General features: G+C 59.8%; 17 protein-coding genes. 9 read left to right on the top strand and 8 right to left on the bottom strand.

Annotated elements, in window-relative coordinates; translation table 11 throughout:
* Position 1 precedes the first annotated feature (1 nt).
* The 8 genes from ACO0LO_RS09590 to ACO0LO_RS09555 all read right to left on the bottom strand — a co-directional run bounded on the left by ACO0LO_RS09590 (position 2) and on the right by ACO0LO_RS09555 (position 10571).
* A complete protein-coding gene (locus ACO0LO_RS09590; RefSeq protein WP_422963987.1) occupies positions 2-1366 on the bottom strand; it encodes an MFS transporter in 1365 nt (454 codons plus the stop codon).
* A 135-nt stretch (positions 1367-1501) separates the two neighbouring features.
* The gene (locus ACO0LO_RS09585) at positions 1502-3034 is read right to left on the bottom strand and encodes an aldehyde dehydrogenase (protein ID WP_422963986.1); all 1533 of its coding nucleotides are present in this window, start codon (positions 3032-3034) and stop codon (positions 1502-1504) included.
* Positions 3035-3056: 22 nt separating this feature from the next.
* Complete coding sequence (locus tag ACO0LO_RS09580) at positions 3057-3740, bottom strand: GntR family transcriptional regulator (protein ID WP_422963985.1); 684 nt, start codon at positions 3738-3740, stop codon at positions 3057-3059.
* Between the two features lie 417 nt (positions 3741-4157).
* Positions 4158-4955, bottom strand: coding sequence for an enoyl-CoA hydratase/isomerase family protein (locus ACO0LO_RS09575; RefSeq protein WP_422963984.1), 798 nt, complete (start codon positions 4953-4955; stop codon positions 4158-4160).
* Positions 4956-4977: 22 nt separating this feature from the next.
* Positions 4978-6222 carry a benzoyl-CoA 2,3-epoxidase subunit BoxA gene (boxA, locus tag ACO0LO_RS09570; RefSeq protein ID WP_422963983.1) on the bottom strand — a complete coding sequence of 415 codons (1245 nt, stop codon included), beginning with the start codon at positions 6220-6222 and terminating at the stop codon, positions 4978-4980.
* An 80-nt stretch (positions 6223-6302) separates the two neighbouring features.
* A complete protein-coding gene (gene boxB, locus ACO0LO_RS09565; RefSeq protein ID WP_422963982.1) occupies positions 6303-7730 on the bottom strand; it encodes a benzoyl-CoA 2,3-epoxidase subunit BoxB in 1428 nt (475 codons plus the stop codon).
* A 54-nt stretch (positions 7731-7784) separates the two neighbouring features.
* Entirely contained in the window at positions 7785-9437 is a 1653-nt protein-coding gene (boxC, locus tag ACO0LO_RS09560; protein WP_422963981.1) for a 2,3-epoxybenzoyl-CoA dihydrolase, read from the bottom strand.
* Between the two features lie 210 nt (positions 9438-9647).
* Complete coding sequence (locus tag ACO0LO_RS09555; RefSeq protein WP_422963980.1) at positions 9648-10571, bottom strand: helix-turn-helix transcriptional regulator; 924 nt, start codon at positions 10569-10571, stop codon at positions 9648-9650.
* 163 nt (positions 10572-10734) lie between these two features.
* Between ACO0LO_RS09555 and ACO0LO_RS09550 the strand changes: the two genes are divergently transcribed.
* From ACO0LO_RS09550 to ACO0LO_RS09510, 9 genes are all read left to right on the top strand, one after another.
* Positions 10735-11205, top strand: coding sequence for a DUF4863 family protein (locus tag ACO0LO_RS09550; protein WP_422963979.1), 471 nt, complete (start codon positions 10735-10737; stop codon positions 11203-11205).
* Positions 11206-11247: 42 nt separating this feature from the next.
* Entirely contained in the window at positions 11248-12819 is a 1572-nt protein-coding gene (locus ACO0LO_RS09545; protein WP_422963978.1) for a 3,4-dehydroadipyl-CoA semialdehyde dehydrogenase, read from the top strand.
* A 65-nt stretch (positions 12820-12884) separates the two neighbouring features.
* Positions 12885-14522: a benzoate-CoA ligase family protein gene (locus tag ACO0LO_RS09540; protein WP_422963977.1), complete on the top strand. Its 1638-nt coding sequence runs from the start codon at positions 12885-12887 to the stop codon at positions 14520-14522.
* A 2-nt stretch (positions 14523-14524) separates the two neighbouring features.
* Positions 14525-15385, top strand: a complete 861-nt coding sequence (locus tag ACO0LO_RS09535; protein ID WP_422963976.1) for an alpha/beta fold hydrolase — start codon at positions 14525-14527, stop codon at positions 15383-15385.
* A gap of 66 nt (positions 15386-15451) precedes the next feature.
* Positions 15452-16621, top strand: coding sequence for an ABC transporter substrate-binding protein (locus ACO0LO_RS09530; RefSeq protein WP_422963975.1), 1170 nt, complete (start codon positions 15452-15454; stop codon positions 16619-16621).
* Positions 16622-16708: 87 nt separating this feature from the next.
* Positions 16709-17581, top strand: a complete 873-nt coding sequence (locus tag ACO0LO_RS09525; RefSeq protein ID WP_422963974.1) for a branched-chain amino acid ABC transporter permease — start codon at positions 16709-16711, stop codon at positions 17579-17581.
* Positions 17582-17583: 2 nt separating this feature from the next.
* On the top strand, positions 17584-18636 hold the full coding sequence (locus ACO0LO_RS09520; protein ID WP_422963973.1) for a branched-chain amino acid ABC transporter permease: 1053 nt from the start codon (positions 17584-17586) through the stop codon (positions 18634-18636).
* Positions 18629-19399, top strand: a complete 771-nt coding sequence (locus ACO0LO_RS09515) for an ABC transporter ATP-binding protein (protein ID WP_422963972.1) — start codon at positions 18629-18631, stop codon at positions 19397-19399. Before ACO0LO_RS09520 ends, ACO0LO_RS09515 begins: the two co-directional genes overlap by 8 nt.
* A 7-nt stretch (positions 19400-19406) precedes the next feature.
* Complete coding sequence (locus ACO0LO_RS09510) at positions 19407-20108, top strand: ABC transporter ATP-binding protein (RefSeq protein WP_422963971.1); 702 nt, start codon at positions 19407-19409, stop codon at positions 20106-20108.
* Positions 20109-20135 lie beyond the last annotated feature (27 nt).

The following is a 20135-nucleotide window of genomic DNA, read 5'->3' as shown; positions in this document are numbered from 1 at the left end:
GTCATGCCTCTCTTGAACGTATAGCCATTAGCCGGTCTTCTTCCATCTGTTCCAGGCTGCGATTGCCTGATTCTACGCCGAATAGCAGCACAACCGCGATCATGGCGATCAGCAGGCCTATCATCAGCGTCAGCACGCCGCGTATGCCGAAATTGGTAAACAGCGACACCACCAGGAAAGGCGTGACGATGGTGGCGCCACGGCCAAAAGTATTGCAAATGCCGGATGCGCGCAGCCTCACCTCGGTCGGAAACAGCTCGGGAATGTAAATCGCAAATAGCAGCGCCACCAGCACATAAATGGGAACGGTAAGCGCAAAGCCTATCACCGGCAGCAAGACCGGATCGTTGACGAATGGGTAGATGAAACCGAACAGGATGGCAGCCAGCGCCGATATTGTAATGGTCGGCTTGCGTCCCCACTTGTCGGCGGTCAGCGCGCCTATGCCTGAGCCTATCGGTGCGCCTATTGACATCAGCATGGAATACTGGAAAGAGGTTGCAATGGTCAGGCCCTGCTTGACGAAGAAAGTCGGCAGCCAGGTAATGAAGCCGTACAGCAGCGTATTGATGACGATCAGCGATACGCAGCCCACCAGCATGCGCGGGCGCAGTGCCGGGCTCCACAGGCTGGCCAGGCTGCGCGACGGCGCTGCGGCAGTCTGTTTTTCCGGCACCGGCAGCGGCTGGCCGCGCGAGACTTCTGCTTCTATCTTCTGCATCAGCGCTTCCGCCTCTTCCAATCGCCCGACCGACTCCAGCCAGCGGGGCGATTCCGGCAGCGATTTGCGCATGTACCAGACCACGATGCCGCCTATGCCGCCCAGGATGAACATGGCGCGCCATGTAAACGCAGGAATGACGAAAGTGCCGATCAGTGCCGCAACCGGCAAGCCGCTGACGACGAACACCGCCATGCCGCCCAGCCATTTGCCGCGCACTCTTGCCGGTGCAAATTCGGTCAAGGTCGAATAGCCGACCACGTTTTCCGCGCCCAGGCCTATGCCCATAACCAGGCGCAGCAGGATCAGTATCGTCATATTGGGAGCAAATGCAGCGAGGAAAGAGGCGCCGCCGAATAGCAACAGGTTGAACTGGTAGGTGAAACGCCGGCCGAAACGGTCGCCCAGAAAACCGGTCATGAACGAACCCAGCATCATGCCGATGAAGGTGCATGACACAAAGAGCGCGTTTTGCGGCAGCGTGGAAAAGCCGCTATTGAGCGTTGATCCCAGTACAGTTGCCGCGATGTAGATGTCGAAACCGTCGAAAAACATGCCGATACCGATCAGCATCATCACGCGGCGGTGAAACGGGGCAATAGGAAGCCGGTCTAACCGGGCTCCTGCATTGACGCTTGCATTCATTTTTTGTCTCCTGGAGGTGCAATTTTTATTGTTGTATTGCAAAAATGACCGGTACGGCAAATTCAGGCTGCTGGCTGGAACTTGAGCGCCCGCCGCTGCCAGCAAAACATCGGCGAAAAGGCGGGCGGCTTGTTCTTAATTCAGGCGCGGCTGGCTGGCGGTATCCTTGTACCAGTCGAACGGCGCATCATCGAGCCTCACCATGACGCTCTTGGTTTCGAAATGCTGGTCGAAGGACTCTGTGCCGCACTCGCGCCCTATGCCGGAATCCTTGACGCCGCCCCACGGCGACGCCGGGTCCAGCCTGTGATGGTCGTTGATCCACACGATGCCGCATTTCAGTCTTGCCGCTACCCTGTGTGCGCGTGTCACGTCCTTGGTGCGGATAGCGCCGGCCAGGCCAAAAGGCGAATTGTTGGCCAGCGCAATGCCTTCTTCTTCGGTGGAAAATTTAGTCACCGATACAAAGGGGCCGAATACTTCTTCCTGGAAAATGCGCATGTCGGCCGTGACGTCGGCAAATACCGTAGGCTCGACAAAAAAGCCGTCCTTGAGCGCCGCATCGGCAGGAATGCGCCCGCCGGCCACCAGGCGCGCCCGGTCCTCTTCCAGACCTATCTTGATATAGTTCAGCACGCGCTGCTGCTGGCGCGCCGAGACCACTGGCCCTAATTGCACCGAAGGATCGATAGGATTGCCGATGCGGATGGACTTGGCCTTGACAGCGAGTTTTTCCACAAACTCGTCATATACTTTTTCCTGCACGATCTGGCGGCTGCCGCAGATGCAGGTCTGGCCGGCACCGATGAAAGCGCCGAAAGCTGCGTAGTTGACGGCCTGGTCCACATCGAAATCATCAAACACCAGCACCGGCGTCTTGCCGCCGAGCTCCAGCGTCTGGTGGGCGAAATTGTTGCCGGCCAGCGCACCGGTGATGCGCCCGGCTTCGGTGCCACCGGTCAATACCCACTTGGCAAGGCCCGGATGTTCAGCCAATGCCTTGCCGGTTGTCGGGCCCAGGCCGGTGATGACGTTGAATACGCCAGGCGGCAAGCCGGCCTCCACGAACAGCGCAGCCAGCCGCAATGTCGTCAACGGCGTGTATTCAGAAGGCTTGACGACTGTGGTGCAGCCGGATGCCAGCGTCGGCGCCAGGCTCTTCATCATGATCATCAGCGGATGGTTGAACGGCGTTGAATTGCCCACTACGCCTATCGGCGTGCGCAGCGTGTAGTTCAGGTAGTTGCCGTCCACCGGGATGACAGAATCGCGGCGCGCGATGGCCAGACCGGCGTTATAACGCAGGAAATCCGGCAGCCGCGATACCTGTGCCCGCGTTTCATTCAGCGAGCGGCCGTTGTTGAGGGTTTCCAGATGGTAGATTTCTTCCAGGTTGGCTTCGAATACATCCGCCAGCTTGTTGATCAGCTTGGCCCGCGTGCGGTTAGACATGCCGCTCCATTCCAGCGTTTCAAACGCGGCGCCGGCGCTGCGCACAGCCTTATCCACATCCGCATCGCTGGCATGGCTGATCTGCGCCAGCAGGACACCGGTCGCAGGATTGATGACATCCAGCAGGTCCGGGCGGGTGGCCGGGATTTCCTTGCCGTCTATGAATAATCCATGCAGCGGAACCCCGGCCTCATTGCTACTCGACATACTAGACATCTTCGTTCCTCTCAAAAATAAATCAAGCCACGACGACAAAGCGTGAAATTGCGTCAATCACCCGCTTTGAAGCCGCAGAGATATGCTGCTCCGCCAGACGTTCCGCACGCTTGTGCTTGCGCTCCTGCAGCGCATCGATAATCTGGCAGTGCTCCTTTACCAGTGTGTCGGGATTGCCGCGCTTGACATTGCTGACGCTCACCCGCACTACCCTTTCCATCTGGTCGATCAGTTCGCCCAGCTGATGCTTCAACCTTGCATTCATCGCCAGCTCCGCCAGGCTGTGGTGGAATGCGCGGTTATAGGCGATGAAACCGCCGCTCCATTCCGCCGCCTCGAAACGGCGGAACCGGTCCAGCGTCTGCAACTGCTCGTCACTGGCCTGCGTTGTAATGCGCTCCATGCACGCCCGTTCCAGCGCGCCGCGCAAATGAAACATGTCGTGCACGTCGGCCAGCGAAATAGACGCTACCCGGTAGCCCTGGCGCGGGGTGGACGTGACAAGACCTTCACGCTCCAGCCGCATCAGCGCATCGCGCACCGGCGATTTGCTGATGCTGAAACGCGCAGCCAGTTCCCCCTCCCTGATTTCCGCTCCGGGAGGCAATTCACAGCTAAGGATTTCAGCCCGCAATTGCGCATACGCCGAATCCCTGAGCAGTCGGCTGCCGGCAGCGCTTTGGAGGGGATTTGTGTTTAATGTCATGGTTGAGAAATATTATGGTTTACAATTTTTTATTAATTTGATGTATTACAAAGAATACAGAATTTACTTTATTCGACCTAATAATTGGCCATTACCTATGAAAACTTTTTATTTTGTTATATTTATTTTAATAAAATAATGTAATTTTATTTTCATTGTAATATATCACGATATATAAATTATTGATTTTTAAAGGGATCATCGCTGCCCTCCTAATGCACCCAGCGCAATGCACGAGGACAAAAGCTGGAACAAGCTGCGCCGGATCGAAAAGGAAAGTTCTGTATGAAAAAGACAGGCACGGTAACCCGCTGAAGGTGGCGGGAGTGCAGGTAATAAGGGAAAGAAAAAAGCGGGAAGACCCGCTTTTTGGCAACGTCGCCGGTTCCGCGTTGCCGGAACCGGGTTTCAGAAGGGTTATTTAAATACGGGTACGCGCTTTTCCTTGATGGCCAGTACGCCTTCGCGCGCGTCTTCCTGGCTGAAATCCATCATCTCGGCTGCCAGCGACGCTTCAAACGCAGGCCAGGCTGCCTGCGTCCAGTGGTTTAGCGAGCGCTTGGTGCCAGCCAGCGCCGAGCGGCTGCCGACGGCCAGCCTTTGGGTAATCTGCAGCGCGTCCTGCTGCAAAGCTTCCGCATCAACGACACGGCTAACCAGGCCTATGCGCTCAGCCTCTTCGCCGCCCAGGGTTTCGCACAGCAGCAGATAGTACTTGGCCTTGGCCATGCCGCACAGCAAAGGCCAGATAATGGCGGCATGGTCGCCCGCCGCCACTCCCAGCTTGGTGTGGCCGTCTATCAGCTTTGCGTTGCGTGCTGCGATGGAGATATCCGCCAGCAAGGCCACCGCCAGGCCGGCACCGACCGCAGCGCCGTTGATCGCGGACAAAATCGGCTTGTCGCAATCTATCATGCCGCGCACCAGCTCGCGGGCTTCGCGCATGACACGCTGGCGGGATTGCTCGGACACCAGCATGTCGTCCACCATCGCCAGTTCGCCTCCCGCACAGAAAGCCTTGCCTTCACTGCGCACGAGGATGACCCGCACATCCGGCCGGTTGCTGAGCCTGCCCCATACCGCAGCCAGTTCGGCATGGCCGATGGCATCCGTCACGGGCATGCCGCCGGCCGGCTGGAACACCAGGTGGGCAATGCCGTCGTCTTCGATGTCGACACGAAAATTGGTGGTTTGCAGCGGTAGGGAAATCGTCATTCTTCGCTTTTCCGGTGATGGATTAATATGTTTCGACGTGAAACCGGCCTTCGGCGACCATCTTCGCATGCAGGCCGGCCCAGTCCTTGCCACTTTCCTTGCAAATATCGCGCAGCGCCTCCATGACACCGGTTTCCATACCCTTGAGGCCGCAGATGTACACGTAGGTGTCGCCATCCAGCAGCTCGGACACGGCTTGGCCCGCATGCCGCATCTTGTCCTGCACGTAGGCACGAGGCTGGTCCGGCACGCGCGAAAAAGCCAGGTGCATGTCGATGAATTCGGCAGGTAATTTGCGCAGCGGGCCAAAGTAGGGCAATTCCTCCGACTTGCGCGCGCCGAAGAACAGCAGCAGCTTGCCGTTCTGCTCTTTGGCCTGGGTTTTCAGCAAGCGGCGACGACGCTCCGTCATTGCACGCATCGGCGCGGAGCCGGTACCGGTGCAGATCATCAGCAGGTTGGCGTTGGCGTGATTCGGCATCAGGTAGCTGGTGCCGAAGGGGCCGGCCAGACTGACTGTATCGCCCTTTTGCAGGTCGCACAGATAATTGGAGGCTACGCCCAGCGCCGGCTTGCCGTCATGGTCTTCCACCACGCGCTTTACTGTCAGCGACAGATTGTTGTAGCCTTCACGCTCACCGTCGCGCGGGCTGGCAACCGAGTACATCCGCATATAGTGCGGCTTGCCCGAAGCATCCGTTCCCGGCGGGATCACACCTATCGACTGCCCCTCCAGGATGGGAAAAAACTGGTTGCCGAAATCTAGCACGATATGGTGGACATCGCTTTCCGCATCTTCTGCGGTCAGGCGGAAGTTGCCGGCCACGGTGGCAGTAATCGGCGCCTTCAATGTATATAGATTGATATATGGATGCGCCGCCGACCACGGTGCAGTAATAGAAGACGGCGACACCGCCGCATTGACCTGCAGCGCGCCCATTCCCGGTTCACCACCAGGTTCCGCAGCCACTGCCAGGCTTTCGGCTTCTATCTCCTGCTGCTGCGGCAACTCATCCCAGCTCAGCTGTTCTTCCAACGTATAGGCGCCGGTTTTCGGCATCGTGCGCCAATGGTCGATGGAACCGGTAGGGCAAGGGGAGATGCAGGCGCCGCAGCTATTGCATTTGTCGGCATCGACAACATAGTTGCGGCTGTCGTGCGTGATGGCGTCGATAGGACATGTTTCTTCGCAGGTATTGCAGCGAATGCAAACCTCGGGGTCAATCAGGTGTTGCCTGATCAGGATGACGGCTTCGGGAGCGTTCATGATATACCTGACTTGTAAAGCAAAATGGGAAAGACGGGACACGCCGCAGCGTGCCCCTTGCTGCCGAAAATTAATCCAGTTTAATTAAAGCGCACATATTCAAAATCGATCGCCTGACGGTTGATGCCCACCGGCGGCGGCGCAATCCAGTTGGCCATCTTGCCGGGTTCGATGACACGGCCCATCAGCGAAGCCACATAGGCGCGGTCTTCTTCGCTCGGCAACCAGTGGCGTACTTTGCTCAGCCATTCCGCTTCAGAAATGACCTGGCCGTCCGGCGAGATGCGCATGCCGGCGAAGCCGCCAATATGGCGGTTGAATGCCTTGTGCGGTGTGCTCAGGCGGAAGCTGAGGCCGGCTTTCTCAATCACGCGATTCCAGCGGCCGACACCAGCGACCGAATCGCGGATGAAGTCGTCGCGCAGCACTTCGTTCAGCGCATTCAGCATCGGCACTTCGCGCTCAGTCAGCGAACCGTTGGACACTTCCAGGATGCGATAGGACTGGCCTTTCAACAGGTGGTCGTCGTCGCGTTTGGTTTCTTCATAACGGCCTTTGAGGCCGGACGTGTAGAAATTGGCTGCGTTGGAAGACTGGTCGGCACCGAACAGGTCGATGGTGACGCTGAAATGGAAGTTCAGGTAACGCTGTATCGTCGGCAAGTCGATCACGCCTTTTGCGCGCACCTGTTCCGGGTCTTCTATGCCATGCTGGCGCATCACTTCGCAGGTACGCTGGATCACGCGTGAAATGCCGGATTCGCCGACGAACATGTGATGCGCTTCTTCGGTCAGCATGAAGCGGCAGGTGCGCGACAGCGGATCGAAACCGGATTCCGCCAGTGCATTCAGCTGGAACTTGCCGTCACGGTCGGTAAAATAAGTGAACATGTAGAACGCCAGCCAGTCCGGCGTTTCTTCATTAAAGGCTTCCAGGATGCGCGGCTTGTCCTGGTCGCCGGAATTGCGCTGCAGCAGCGCTTCCGCTTCCTCGCGGCCGTCGCGGCCGAAATATTTATGCAGCAGGTAAACCATCGCCCACAGGTGGCGGCCTTCTTCCACGTTGATCTGGAACAGGTTACGCAAGTCGTATTGCGACGGTGCAGTCAGGCCCAGGTGGCGCTGCTGCTCAACAGAGGCCGGCTCGGTATCGCCCTGGGTGACGATGATGCGGCGCAGGTTGGCGCGGTGTTCGCCGGGCACGTCCTGCCAGGCGTCGCGGCCCTTGCTTTCACCGAAGTTGATCTTACGGTTTTCTTCTGCCTGGGCCAGGAAGATGCCCCAGCGGTAATCCGGCATTTTCACGTGGCCGAAATGCGCCCAACCTTCCGGCGTGACGTTGATCGCGGTGCGCAGGTAGACATCGTGATTCAGCGAGCCGCTCGGCCCCATGTCGCGCCACCAGTTCAGGTAATTCGGCTGCCAGTGCTCCAGCGCGCGCTGCAGGGTCTTGTCTTCCGACAGGTTGACGTTGTTGGGTATCGTTTCGTTGTAGTTGATGGTGCTCACGGGGCTGTCCTTTGCATGTATGGGTAATTATCCGGCCTGTATCCAGCGGCCGTCTTAAACGCGGTTCAGATCAAACTTGGCCTTGTTGCCGCTACCGTAGACTTTCAGCGCGCCCAGCTCGCCTACTGCATTGGGGCGGATGAAGATCCAGTTTTGCCAGGCCGTCAGACGGCCGAAAACGCGGGTTTCCATGGTTTCCTTGCCATTGAATCGAAGGTTCGCCTCCATGCCGGTCAGCGCATCCGGCGACATGCTGGCGCGCTCTTCCAGCGCCAGCCGGGTTTCATCGGCCCAGTCCAGGTCGTCGGGATCGGCGGTGATCAGGCCGAGTGCCATCGCTTCGGACGCATCCAGCGGCACGCGGATTTTGGCGCGCACTGCAGCCACTTCCGCTTCATCCTCATAGAAACGGCGTTGCAGGCGGGATTGGGCGGTGACCATGGGGAGCAGGCCGAAATTCATTTCCGAAGCAATAATCTTCGGTGCTTTTTTGGGTTCGTCCGGGCAGGCCAGCATATAGCTGCGGTCGGCAGCCAGCGCAATTTCCAGCAGCGAACCGGCAAAGCAGGAACCTTCTTCTATCAGCGCAAACAGCGAGCGCGAGGTGACGTCCAGGCGCGCAAAGGTGCGGCGCATAAAGCCTATGGTTTCGCGCACCAGCCAGTGCGATTTGTGTTCCACCAACGCGGCATCCACGTCCAGCACGTCGCGCGCGTCACCCTGCGTTTTCAATATCCAGGTGCCGATGTCCAGTTCATTGGTGCGCAAATGCAGGATGGCGTCATCCAGTTCTCGCGCCATCTGCAGTGGCCACCAGTTCACGCCTGCCGCTTCTATGCCGGCGATATCGGCCGGTTGCTCGACGGAAGGCGCTTTTACCGTCAACGTTGCAGTGCGGCCGTTTCGGTCTATTTGAACGTTGACGAAGCCGTATGCCACGCTGTCTTCACCGATTTTTTTGTTGAGTGGAGTAAACCGCACACCTTTGCCATTGGCCGGGCGGTCGCTCTGCTCTGCCAGTTGCAGGGCGCGCTCGCGCACCGCCTGCTGGAACTGCGCCGGCTTGACGACCTCATCCACCAGGCGCCAGTCCTTGGCGCGCTGGCCGCGCACGCCTTCCGATGTCGTACAGAAAATATCGGCATGGTCATGGCGCACCTTGCGCTTGTCGGTCAGCCGGGTCAGGCCGCCGGTGCCGGGCAGCACGCCGAGCAGCGGCACTTCCGGCAGGCTGACGGAAGAAGAACGGTCGTCCACCAGGATGATTTCATCGCAGGCGGCCGCCAGTTCATAGCCGCCGCCGGCGCAGGCACCATTGACCGCGGCAATGAATTTGAGTCCGGAGTGGCGGCTGGAATCTTCCAGGCCGTTGCGGGTTTCATTGGTGAACTTGCAGAAATTGACTTTCCACGCATGTGTGGACTTGCCCAGCATAAAGATGTTGGCGCCGGAGCAAAAAATACGGTCACGGGCACTGGTGATGACGACAGTGCGCACAGCCGGATGTTCAAAGCGGATGCGCTGCACTGCATCATGCAATTCTATGTCCACGCCAAGGTCGTACGAGTTCAGTTTGAGCTTGTAGCCTTCTTTGAGGCCACCGTCTTCGTTGACGTTCATCGTCAGAGTGCCGACAGGACCATCCACGGAAAGAGTCCAGTGTTTATAGGATTCGGGATTGGTTTCGTAATTGATGATGGTCGACATGGTGTCTCACTCCTTGGTAGCAGTATGGTGCATTCGAAATACGTTAAACGCACTATATTGCATGAAATAAGACAAGTCAAGCAATAACATGCATGAGACTATGCTGCTTTGCGGCGGCGTCAGACCGGCGGGCGGGCGCCTGAAACAATATTGGAGAGGGGGAATTGCTGCGCGGGACACCGAAAGAACGGCGTCCCGCGGAGGGGGAGATTATTTTGACAGCGCCATCGAGCGCAATTGATCGTCCAGCGCCAGGAAGGCGCCTTCCTGCGTCATGTCGCTGGTGTCGAAGGTCTCGTCGGCCTTGGAATAGAAAGGTGTGCGGCTCTGGATGATTTCCTTCAGGTCCTGCATCGCTTCGCGGTTGCCCGACATCGGGCGCGTATCGCCCTGCGCCACCACACGGCCCATATGCTCTTCCGGTGAGGCTTTCAGCCATACTGTATAGCAGTGCGACAGCAGCAGGTTGAAGGTGGCGGGGTCGGATACGATGCCACCCGGCGTCGCGATCACTGCCTGCGGAAAACGCTGTATAGCATCTTCCAGCGCCCTGAACTCATAGCGGCGATAGGCATTTTGCCCATACAGCGCATGAATCTCGGCCACGCTGCAGCCAGCCAGCGTCTCTATCTGCCGGTTCAGCTCTATGAAGGGGACCACCCAGCGGTCTGCCAGCATGCGCCCTATCGACGACTTGCCGGCACCGCGCAAGCCTATCAGCGCCACGCGCTGGCGACGCGACTTTTCGCTGGTCGGCGTCTCAAACACGCCGGACAGCGCGGCGCGCGCCTGCGCCAGTTCGATATCGGACCGGCCACGCAGGATCTCCCGGATCATCAGCCATTCGGGCGAGGTCGCGGTCTCGTCGCCTATCATTTCGGCCAGCGTGCAATTGAGCACGGCGGTTAGCTGCCGCAGGAATTGTATCGATGCATTGCCGACGCCGGATTCCACGTTGGCAAGATGCCGTTCAGACACATTGGCCAGCCGCGCCAGCGCCTTGCGCGTGAGCCCGCGGCGCGACCTGAGCGCGCGCAGCCGATCTCCCAGCGCAATTAAAAAGAGGTCCCTGGCCTCCCCCTGCAATTCGCCGGCAGGCATGTCGCCGGCGCCGTTATTACTTAAGTCATTCATGCACTGCGTTTCCAGAGTTGACGATCGCTTGATGAAATATAACATGCATCGCTGCTTGACACATGCAACATATTACACCTACACTTTAACGAAATTGCACTTTCAGTGCAGTTTTTAAAAAACTGAATGCACTATAGATGCAAAAATCAGGAGATTGTAAACGATGGACGCGCCGGCTTTTCAAAAACTTATCGCCCGCCTGACGGAAGAAATAGCAGGCATCCCGCTTGGCGCCGCCCTCGAAGCGCACCTTAACGCGGAACACGGGCCCGGCAGTCCTATTTACGACGCCATTTTCGATGCCTGCGTCAGCGGCACCAATGAAGGCTGGATGTGCAAGCATGAAGGCGGCGGCATACGCTATGGCAGGGTCATCAAACCCAGCGACGCAACGCACGGCTTCAGCGTCGATGTCGTGGATATGAGCGACATCGCCGGCCCCCACCATAGCCACCCCAACGGCGAGATCGACCTGATCATGCCGCTGACCAAAGATGCACTGTTTGACGGCCACCCGGCCGGATGGTGTGTCTATGAAGCCGGCAGCGCGCACCGCCCCACCGTCAGCCGGGGACGCGCCTTCGTGCTGTATCTGCTGCCGCAGGGCGCCATCCAGTTCACCGCAGCCGCCTGATCCGTATAGCGCGCCGCCCACTTTCTGAAAGAACGGACAACCATGAGCAATTATCTGCATAACTACCTCAGTGGCGAATGGCAGGCGCAAGCCGATGCCGCCAACCTGCTGCGCGACCCCGTTACCGGCGAACATATCGCCAGCACCGGCGGCCGAGCGACCGGCCTGGAAGCCGGCTTTGAATTTGCCCGCAGTAAAGGCGCCGCCGCCTTGCAGGCCATGACGTACGGTGAGCGCGCCGCCATGCTGGACCAGGTGCTCAAAGTACTGCAGGCCAATAGGGATGCCTATTACGATATCTCGCTGGCCAACTCGGGCACGACCAAGGCCGATTCCGCCGTCGATATAGAAGGCGGCTGCTTTACGCTAGGCTATTACGCCAAGCTGGGCGCAAGCCTGGGCGACGCCAGGACACTGCTGGACGGCACGCCCGCCATCTACTCCAAGGACAAGCTGTTCCAGGCACAGCATATTCTGACGCCAGCACGCGGCGTGGCCCTATTCATCAACGCCTTCAACTTCCCTTCGTGGGGGCTGTGGGAAAAAGCGGCGCCGGCGCTGCTGTCGGGTGTGCCGGTTATCGTCAAACCTGCTACGGTCACTGCCTGGCTCACGCATCGCATGGTCGCCGATGTAATCGCGGCGGGCATCTTGCCCGCAGGCGCGCTGTCCATCGTCTGCGGCAGCTCCGCCGGCCTGCTGGACCAGTTGCGGCCCTTCGATGTGCTGTCCTTCACCGGCTCTGCCGACACCGCCGTGGCGATCCGCTCGCATGATGCGGTGGCGCGCCATTCGGTCAGGACCAATATAGAAGCCGACAGCCTGAACTGTTCGATGCTCGGACCTGATGCAGTACCAGGTAGTGCCTCCTTCGACGCCTACGTCAATGAACTGGTGCGCGAGATGAGCACCAAGAGTGGCCAGCGCTGCACGGCCACGCGCCGGGCGCTGGTTCCTTCCTCGGTCTATGGCGAAGTGGCCGAGGCGGTTTCCGCCAGGCTGGCGCAGATCAAGGTCGGCAATCCGCGCAATGAAGAAGTGCGCATGGGCTCGCTGGTCAGCAGGGAGCAATACGACAACGTACAGGCTGGTATACGCAAGCTCGCCAGCGAAGCAAAAACCTTGTACGACGGTTCTAGCCAGCCACTAGTGGATGCCGACCCGGCGGTTGCCGCCTGCGTTTCGCCGACACTGTTCGGCGTGCAGGATGCAGACCAGGCCGCTCTGGTGCATGACCATGAGGTATTCGGGCCGGTATCGACGCTGCTGGGTTACCGCGACACCGCACATGCGCTGGAACTGGCGCACCGCGGCCTGGGTTCGCTGGTCGCTTCCGCCTTCAGTGAAGATGCAGCTTGGCTGGCCACTACCGCGCAGGCACTCGCCGCCTCGCACGGCCGCGTGCATACGGTGACACCCGAAGTTGCGAAAACCCAGACCGGCCATGGCAACGTGATGCCGGGTTCCATCCACGGCGGCCCCGGACGTGCCGGCGGCGGTGAAGAACTGGGCGGATTGCGCGCGCTGGCCTTCTACCACCGCCGCAGCGCGATACAGGGATCGGCACAGACATTAGAGAATTTGTCCGCAACAGCCAAAGCCTGGACAGTATAAATACTGTCGATAACAAGGCGGCTACACCCAGCGGCAGGTTTGCCAGGAAGTTGGAGGAGACAGCAATGGACCAAGCAGCAATATTAGAAACGACACCGGCATCGGTACCGGCACCGGTGCCTGTATTCGTGCCTGAAGGGGTGCCCGAGCCCAAGCTCCCGGAGCAATTCAATTTTGCCCGGAATATCCTGGACCTGAACCGGGACCGCGCCGGCAAGCTCGCCTATATCGATGATACGCAAAGCATCAGCTATGGCGAACTGGAATTGCGCGCGCGCAAATTCGCCGCCGGGCTGAAACGTTTCGGCGTGCACCGCGAAGAACGCATCCTGCTGGTCATGCAGGATACGGTGGACATGCCGGTCGCCCTGCTGGGCGCGATGCTGGCCGGCGTGGTGCCGGTACCCGTCAATACGCTGCTGCCGGCAGCCGATTACACCTACATGCTGGAGCATAGCAGCGCCAGCACAGTCATCGCCTCCGCGGCCTTGTGGTCCATTGTGCAGGAAGCATTGGCGCCGCTGGAGCAACAGCCGAAAATCATCATCTCCGGACATGGCGGCACCGCCATACCGGGCACCACGGACTTTGCCGACCTGCTCGACGGCACGCCGCTTGCGCCACAGGAATTTGCGAAAACCCGCGCCGATGATTTTGCCTTCTGGCTGTATTCATCCGGCTCGACCGGCCGCCCCAAGGGCACCGTGCATTCGCATGCGAACCTGTTCTGGACGGCAGAGCTGTACGGCAAACCCATACTCGGCATCCGTGAATCCGACCTGGTATTTTCCGCCGCCAAGCTGTTTTTTGCCTACGGACTGGGCAACGGCCTGACCTTTCCGCTCAGTGTAGGCGCAACAACGGTGCTGATGGCCGAGCGCCCTACCCCTCAGGCGGTATTCAAGCGCCTGGTCGAGCATAAACCTACCGTGTTTGCCGGTGTGCCCACGCTATATGTCGCCATGCTGGCAGCGGACGGCCTGCCCCCCAGGGATGAAGTCGCGTTGCGCATCTGCGCATCCGCTGGTGAAGCATTATCCAAGGAAGTCGGCGAAAAGTTCCATGGCCATTTCAATTGTCACATCCTGGACGGGCTGGGCTCTACCGAGATGCTGCACATCTTCCTGTCCAACCGCGAGGGCGACGTGCACTACGGCTCCACCGGCACGCCAGTGCCTGGCTATCAGCTCGAATTGCGCGACGAAGCCGGCAAGGCGGTGCCGCAGGGCGAGATCGGCGACCTGTTCATACGCGGCCCGAGTGCCGCCCTGCTGTACTGGGCCAACCGCGAAAAGAGCCGCGCCACCTTCGTCGGCGACTGGGTCAAGAGCGGGGATAAATATTCCATCGATACCAACGGTTACTACACCTATGCAGGCCGCAGCGACGACATGCTGAAGGTCAGCGGGCAGTACGTATCGCCGATAGAAGTCGAATCCGCACTGATGGGCCATGATGCTGTGCTGGAGTGCGCGGTCATCGGTGTGCCGGATGCCGACGGCCTGACCAAAACCAAGGCCTTTGTCGTGCTGCGGCATCCAGACAAGGCATGCAGCGAACTGGCGGACGACCTGAAGCTATTCGTCAAGACGCGCCTGGCGCCGCATAAATATCCGCGCGATATTTCTTTCGTGCCGCAACTGCCGAAGACCGCGACCGGCAAGATACAGCGCTTCAAGCTGCGTTCGGCGGAAGCGCAGTAACGATGGATACGACCAGTGCAACCATTGCAATCAGTACGGCGGCGGAACGGGACCGGCAGAGTCGCTTTGCCGAACTGAGCTGGCGGGGCCAGCTGCTCAGTCTGGAATATCAATGGGTAGGCGTCAATGAATCCGCATTCCCTGTCATAGTGTTCCTGCACGAAGGGCTGGGATCGATCTCGCTGTGGAAGGATTTTCCGGAGCAGTTTTGCCGCCGCCACGGCTTCACGGGCCTGGTATTTTCCCGTTATGGTTATGGACAGTCCACCGCCAGACCGGCGGAAGACCGTTTCCCGGTAGACTTCATGCAGCAGCAGGCGGCGGATGTACTGCCTGGTTTCCTGCAGCAACTGGGCGTGGAAAAACCCTGGCTGTTCGGCCACAGCGACGGCGGCTCGATTGCATTGCTGTATGCGGCGCGATTTCCCGATGCGGTCAGCGGCATCGTGGTCGTGGCGCCGCATATCTTTGTCGAGGACATGACGGTAGCGGCGATCCGCGAAGCGCGCGAGGCTTACCTCACCGGCGGCCTGCGCGAGCGGCTGGCACGCTACCACAGCGATGTCGATTCGGCCTTCTGGGGCTGGAACGACGTATGGCTGGACCCCGAATTTCGTTGGTGGAACATAGAGGACAGGCTACACACCATCACCTGCCCCGTGCTTGCGGCGCAGGGCGAAGACGACGAGTACGGCACGCTGGCGCAGATCGGCGGCATACAGGAGAAGGTTCCACATACGGTATTGCAGGTTATTCCCCAATGCGGACACTCTCCTCATCGCGACCAGCCGGAAGCCCTGGGCAGCAAGGCAGCACAGTTTATCAAGACGGCCTCAGCAACAGCAGCAGCTTCCAAGACATAGCCGCAACATAGCGGCAGTATGACGACAATACGCAGTAGTAACCTATTGCACATAAAAGGAGACGAGATGAAGATCAACATTAGCGCGCTGGCGGCAGCACTGGCATGTTCCACCGCGCTGTTCGCATACCCTGCGCAGGCACAGACAGCACCGATCAAGGTTGGACTGATGCTGCCGGCCACCGGCACCTATGCCAACCTGGGCGAAATGATAGAGAACGGCTTCAAGCTGTATGTCGCCGAGCAGGGCGGCAAACTGGCCGGACGTGAAATCCAGTACTTCAAGGTGGATGATGAATCCGATCCCGCCAAAGCGACCGACAACGTCAACAAGCTGATCAAGCGCGACCAGGTGGATGTGCTGGTCGGCACCGTGCATTCCGGCGTGGCGCTGGCGATGGCCAAGGTGGCGCGCGAGACCAATACGCTGCTGATTGTGCCCAATGCGGGAGCGGACGCCATCACCGGTGCAATGTGCGCCAAGAACGTATTCCGCACCTCCTTCACCAACTGGCAACCCGCTTATGCGATGGGTGTCGTCGCTGCCAAGAACGGGCACAAGAAAGCGATGACGATCACGTGGAACTATGCGGCAGGCAATGAATCGGCCAAGGGGTTTGTAGACGGCTTTGAAAAAGGTGGCGGCAAGGTCACCCAAAACCTGACGCTGGCCTTTCCCAACGTGGAATTCCAGGCTTTGCTGACCGAGATCGCGGCGCAGAAGCCGGATGCCGTTTATGCATTCTTTGCCGGCGGCGGCGCAGTCAAGTTCGTCAAGGATTATGTCGCGGCAGGCCTGAACAAGACCATACCATTGTACGGTCCCGGCTTCCTGACCGATGGCACGATAGAAGCACAAGGCGCCGCGGCGCAAGGACTGACGACGACGCTGCACTATGCCGACAACCTGAATACGCCACGCGACAATGCCTTCCGCCTGAATTTTGCAAAGACCTATAAAACCAATGCGGATGTGTACGCGGTGCAGGGTTACGATGCGGCACAGCTGCTGGGGGCAGGCCTGAAGGCTGCCGGCGGCGATATCAAGAACCGCGACAAGGTCATTGCCGGCATGGCAGGCAGCCAGGTGGACAGCCCACGCGGAAAGTTCACGCTGTCCGCAGCGCATAATCCGGTGCAGGATATCTACCTGCGCCAGGTCAAAGGCAAGCTGAACGAGCTGCAGGGCGTAGCCATCAAGGCGCTGGCCGATCCGGCCAAGGGCTGCAAGATGTAGCGCGCGGGCCGCAGGCAATGTGCGGACTACTCGCCACATTGCCCGCCCCGCTGACGGCTTGCCGTTCCACCGCAGATCAGGAATTTCATGGAATTTTTTACCTTTCTCGTCCAGTGCCTGAACGCGGTTCAGTACGGACTCTTGTTGTTTCTCGTGGCCAGCGGGCTGACGCTGATTTTCGGCATCATGGGCGTCATCAACCTGGCGCACGGCAGCTTCTACATGCTGGGCGCCTATATGGCGTATGCGCTGGCGCCGCTGTTCGGCGGCCAGTTCCTGTTGCAGATGGCGGCAGGCGTGGCGCTGTCGGTGGTATTCGGCTTCGTGCTGGAATGGGTATTCTTCAGCTACCTGTACCAGCGCGACCATTTGCAGCAGGTGCTGATGACCTATTCGCTGATCCTGGTGTTCGAGGAGTTGCGCAGCCTCCTGGCCGGCAACGACGTGCATGGCGTGAAATTGCCTGAATGGCTGTCCGGCGCCATCCCGCTGGGCGACCTGATGAAGTATCCGGTCTATAACCTGTTCGCATCGGCAACCTGCATCGTCGTCGCGATAGGCCTGTACTACGTCGTTAACCGCACGCGGCTGGGCATGATGATACGTGCCGGCGCCAGCAACCGCGACATGGTGCGCGGCCTGGGCATCAATATCCGTCTGCTGTACCGTATCGTGTTTGCCGCCGGTGTCGCGCTGGCGGCGCTGGCCGGCATGATTGCCGCGCCGGTGACATCGGTGTACCCCGGCATGGGCGGGCAAATCCTGATCATCTGCTTTGTCGTCGTCGTGATCGGCGGCATAGGCTCCATCTCCGGCGCACTGATCGCCGCATTGCTGGTCGGTTTTGTCGATACCTTCGGCAAGGTCCTTTTTGCACAGTACAGTGGCCTCAGTGTGTACCTGCTGATGGCGGTCATCCTGATCTGGCGGCCGCAGGGCCTGAAAAGCAAGGGGTATTGAGCATGAGCATTCCATTAAGCCTGGCCGCGCTACCCAAGCCGCCCAAAACATCGGGCGCATGGTTGCTTCCGGTGCTGGCACTGCTAGCAACCGGCCTGCTGCCGCTGCTGCTGAGCGAATACGCACAGGATCTGGCAGTCAAAATCATCATCTATGCCATTTTCGCGCTCAGCCTGGAGCTGCTGGTCGGCACGACCGGCCTGATCAGCCTTGGCCATGCGGCTTTTTTCGGTGTTGCCGCCTACGCGACCGCGCTGATGCTGCCCGACAACGGCCCCGGCGCCATCTTGCTGATGCTGCCGGCGGCGATGCTGGCAGCCGGCTGCTATGCGCTGTTCGTCGGTGCATTGAGTCTGCGCACCAAGGGCGTGTATTTCATCATGGTGACGCTGGCCTTTGCACAGATGGCCTTCTTTATCTTCCACGATACCGGCATCGCCGGAGGCAGCGATGGCATCTACCTGACCAGCCGGCCTGCGCTGGCCGTCAGCGGCTTCATGCTGGTTGACCTGGAGTTGCCGCGCCACTTTTTCTTCTTCGCGCTGGGCAGTCTCGCGGCAAGCTACCTGTTGCTGGCGATGATCTTGCGCTCCCGCTTCGGCCGCGCACTGGCCGGCATCCGCATCAATGAGCAGCGCATGCGCGCCGCCGGCTACCGCACCTACGGCTACAAGCTGGCGGCTTTCGTCATCGCCGGCATGCTGGCCGGGCTGGCCGGTTTCCTGATGGCAGCCAGGACCGGCGTCGTCAATCCTGAAATGCTGTCCTGGCATGAGTCCGGCGCGGTGCTGCTGATGATCATCCTGGGCGGGCTGGGCAGCCTGCGCGGCGCCGTGCTTGGTGCGATTGCCTTTATCCTGCTGAAAGAATTCTATTCGTCGGAGGCGGTTTTCGCCGGCTTTGCGCAGCACTGGCAGCTGAGCCTGGGCGTGACCATGATCCTGTTTGTCGCCTTCCTGCCAAATGGCCTGATAGGCCTGGGCCGCAGGAGTACAGGCAAGAGCCGGAAACGCAGCAAAAAAACGACTATATCCGCGGGAGGACACCATGCCTGATATGCCATCCTCTGCCCCCTTGCTGAGGGCCGAGGGCCTGACGCGCCGCTTCGGCGGCCTGACTGCGGTGGATGCCGTCTCCGTCGATCTGCACGTCGGCCAGGTGCATGCAGTCATCGGGACCAATGGCGCCGGCAAATCGACGCTGATCAATATGCTGTCCGGTGAAATTGCCCCTTCCGGCGGCAGCATCGCGTTTGAAGGTGCCGATATCAGTCGCTGGTCGCAGCCGAAACGCGCGCGCGCGGGCGTGGGCCGCAGCTATCAGCGCACGACGATCTTCCACAGCTTCGACGTGCTGGAAAATTGCCGGCTGGCGGCCCAGGCATCGCTGCAGCGCCCCTGGGCGTTATGGCAGGCGGCATCGGCCTGCACCGCCAGCCTGGAACGCGCGCACGCTGCCATGGAAGCCGCCGGGCTGGCGCGCATGGCGCATACGCCGGCCGGCAGCCTCAGCCACGGCCAGCAAAGACAGCTGGAAATTGCCATGTGCCTGGCTACCGCGCCACGCGTGCTGCTGCTGGACGAACCTCTGGCCGGCATGGGCGCCGAGGAAACAGAACGCATGCTGGCCATGCTGGAGCAATTGAAACAAGCACATGCGGTGCTGCTGGTGGAGCACGACATGGACGCAGTCTTCCGCATCGCCGACCATATCACGGTCATGGTCAACGGCCAGGTCATCGCCAGTGCGGCACCCGGCGAAATACGCAATAACCCCGACGTGCAGCTCGCCTATCTCGGCGATGCGCATGTGCACTGAGGCTGACATGCTGCAGATACAAGCGATCAATACCTATTACGGCGAAAGCCATATCCTGCACGACGTGGACCTGAAGATAGCACCCGGCCAGTCGGTGGGTCTGCTCGGCCGCAACGGCATGGGCAAGACCACGCTGATCCGCACGCTGATGGGCTATGTGCCGGCAGCCTCCGGCAGCATCGCCTGGAAAGGCCGCGATGTCACCGGACAGGCGCCGGAACGCATGGCCAGGCTGGGCATAGGCTACGTGCCGGAAGGACGCGGCATCTTCCCCAACCTGTCGGTGCGCGAAAACCTGCAGATGAGCGCGCGCGCCGGCCCCAGCGGCAGGCAGGACTGGAGCTACGACAGGGTGTTGGACACCTTCCCGCGGCTGCGCGAAAGGCTGGACCATGGCGGCCAGCAGTTGTCCGGTGGCGAACAGCAGATGGTCGCGATAGGCCGCGCGCTGATGACCAACCCGGAACTGATGGTGCTGGATGAAGCAACCGAAGGCTTGGCGCCGCTGATCGTCAAGGAAATCTGGCGCGTCGTGCGGCAGATCGCCGAATCCGGCATCAGCACGCTGATCGTCGACCGCAATTTCCGTGCGGTGCTGGCGCAGACCGACCAGGCCGTGGTGCTGGAAAAAGGGCGTATCGTGCTGGCCGGCGAATCAGCCGGGCTGGCAGCGGCGGAAGACTCGCTGAAGCAGTATCTCGGTGTCTAAGTATCTCAGCATCTAGGTATCTCAGCG

It is taken from the genome of Undibacterium sp. TJN25 (genome assembly GCF_049339885.1).
Taxonomy (GTDB): domain Bacteria; phylum Pseudomonadota; class Gammaproteobacteria; order Burkholderiales; family Burkholderiaceae_D; genus Undibacterium.
The sequence above is the reverse complement of the archived record's forward strand: the minus strand, read 5'-3'. Positions and strand labels throughout refer to the sequence as shown.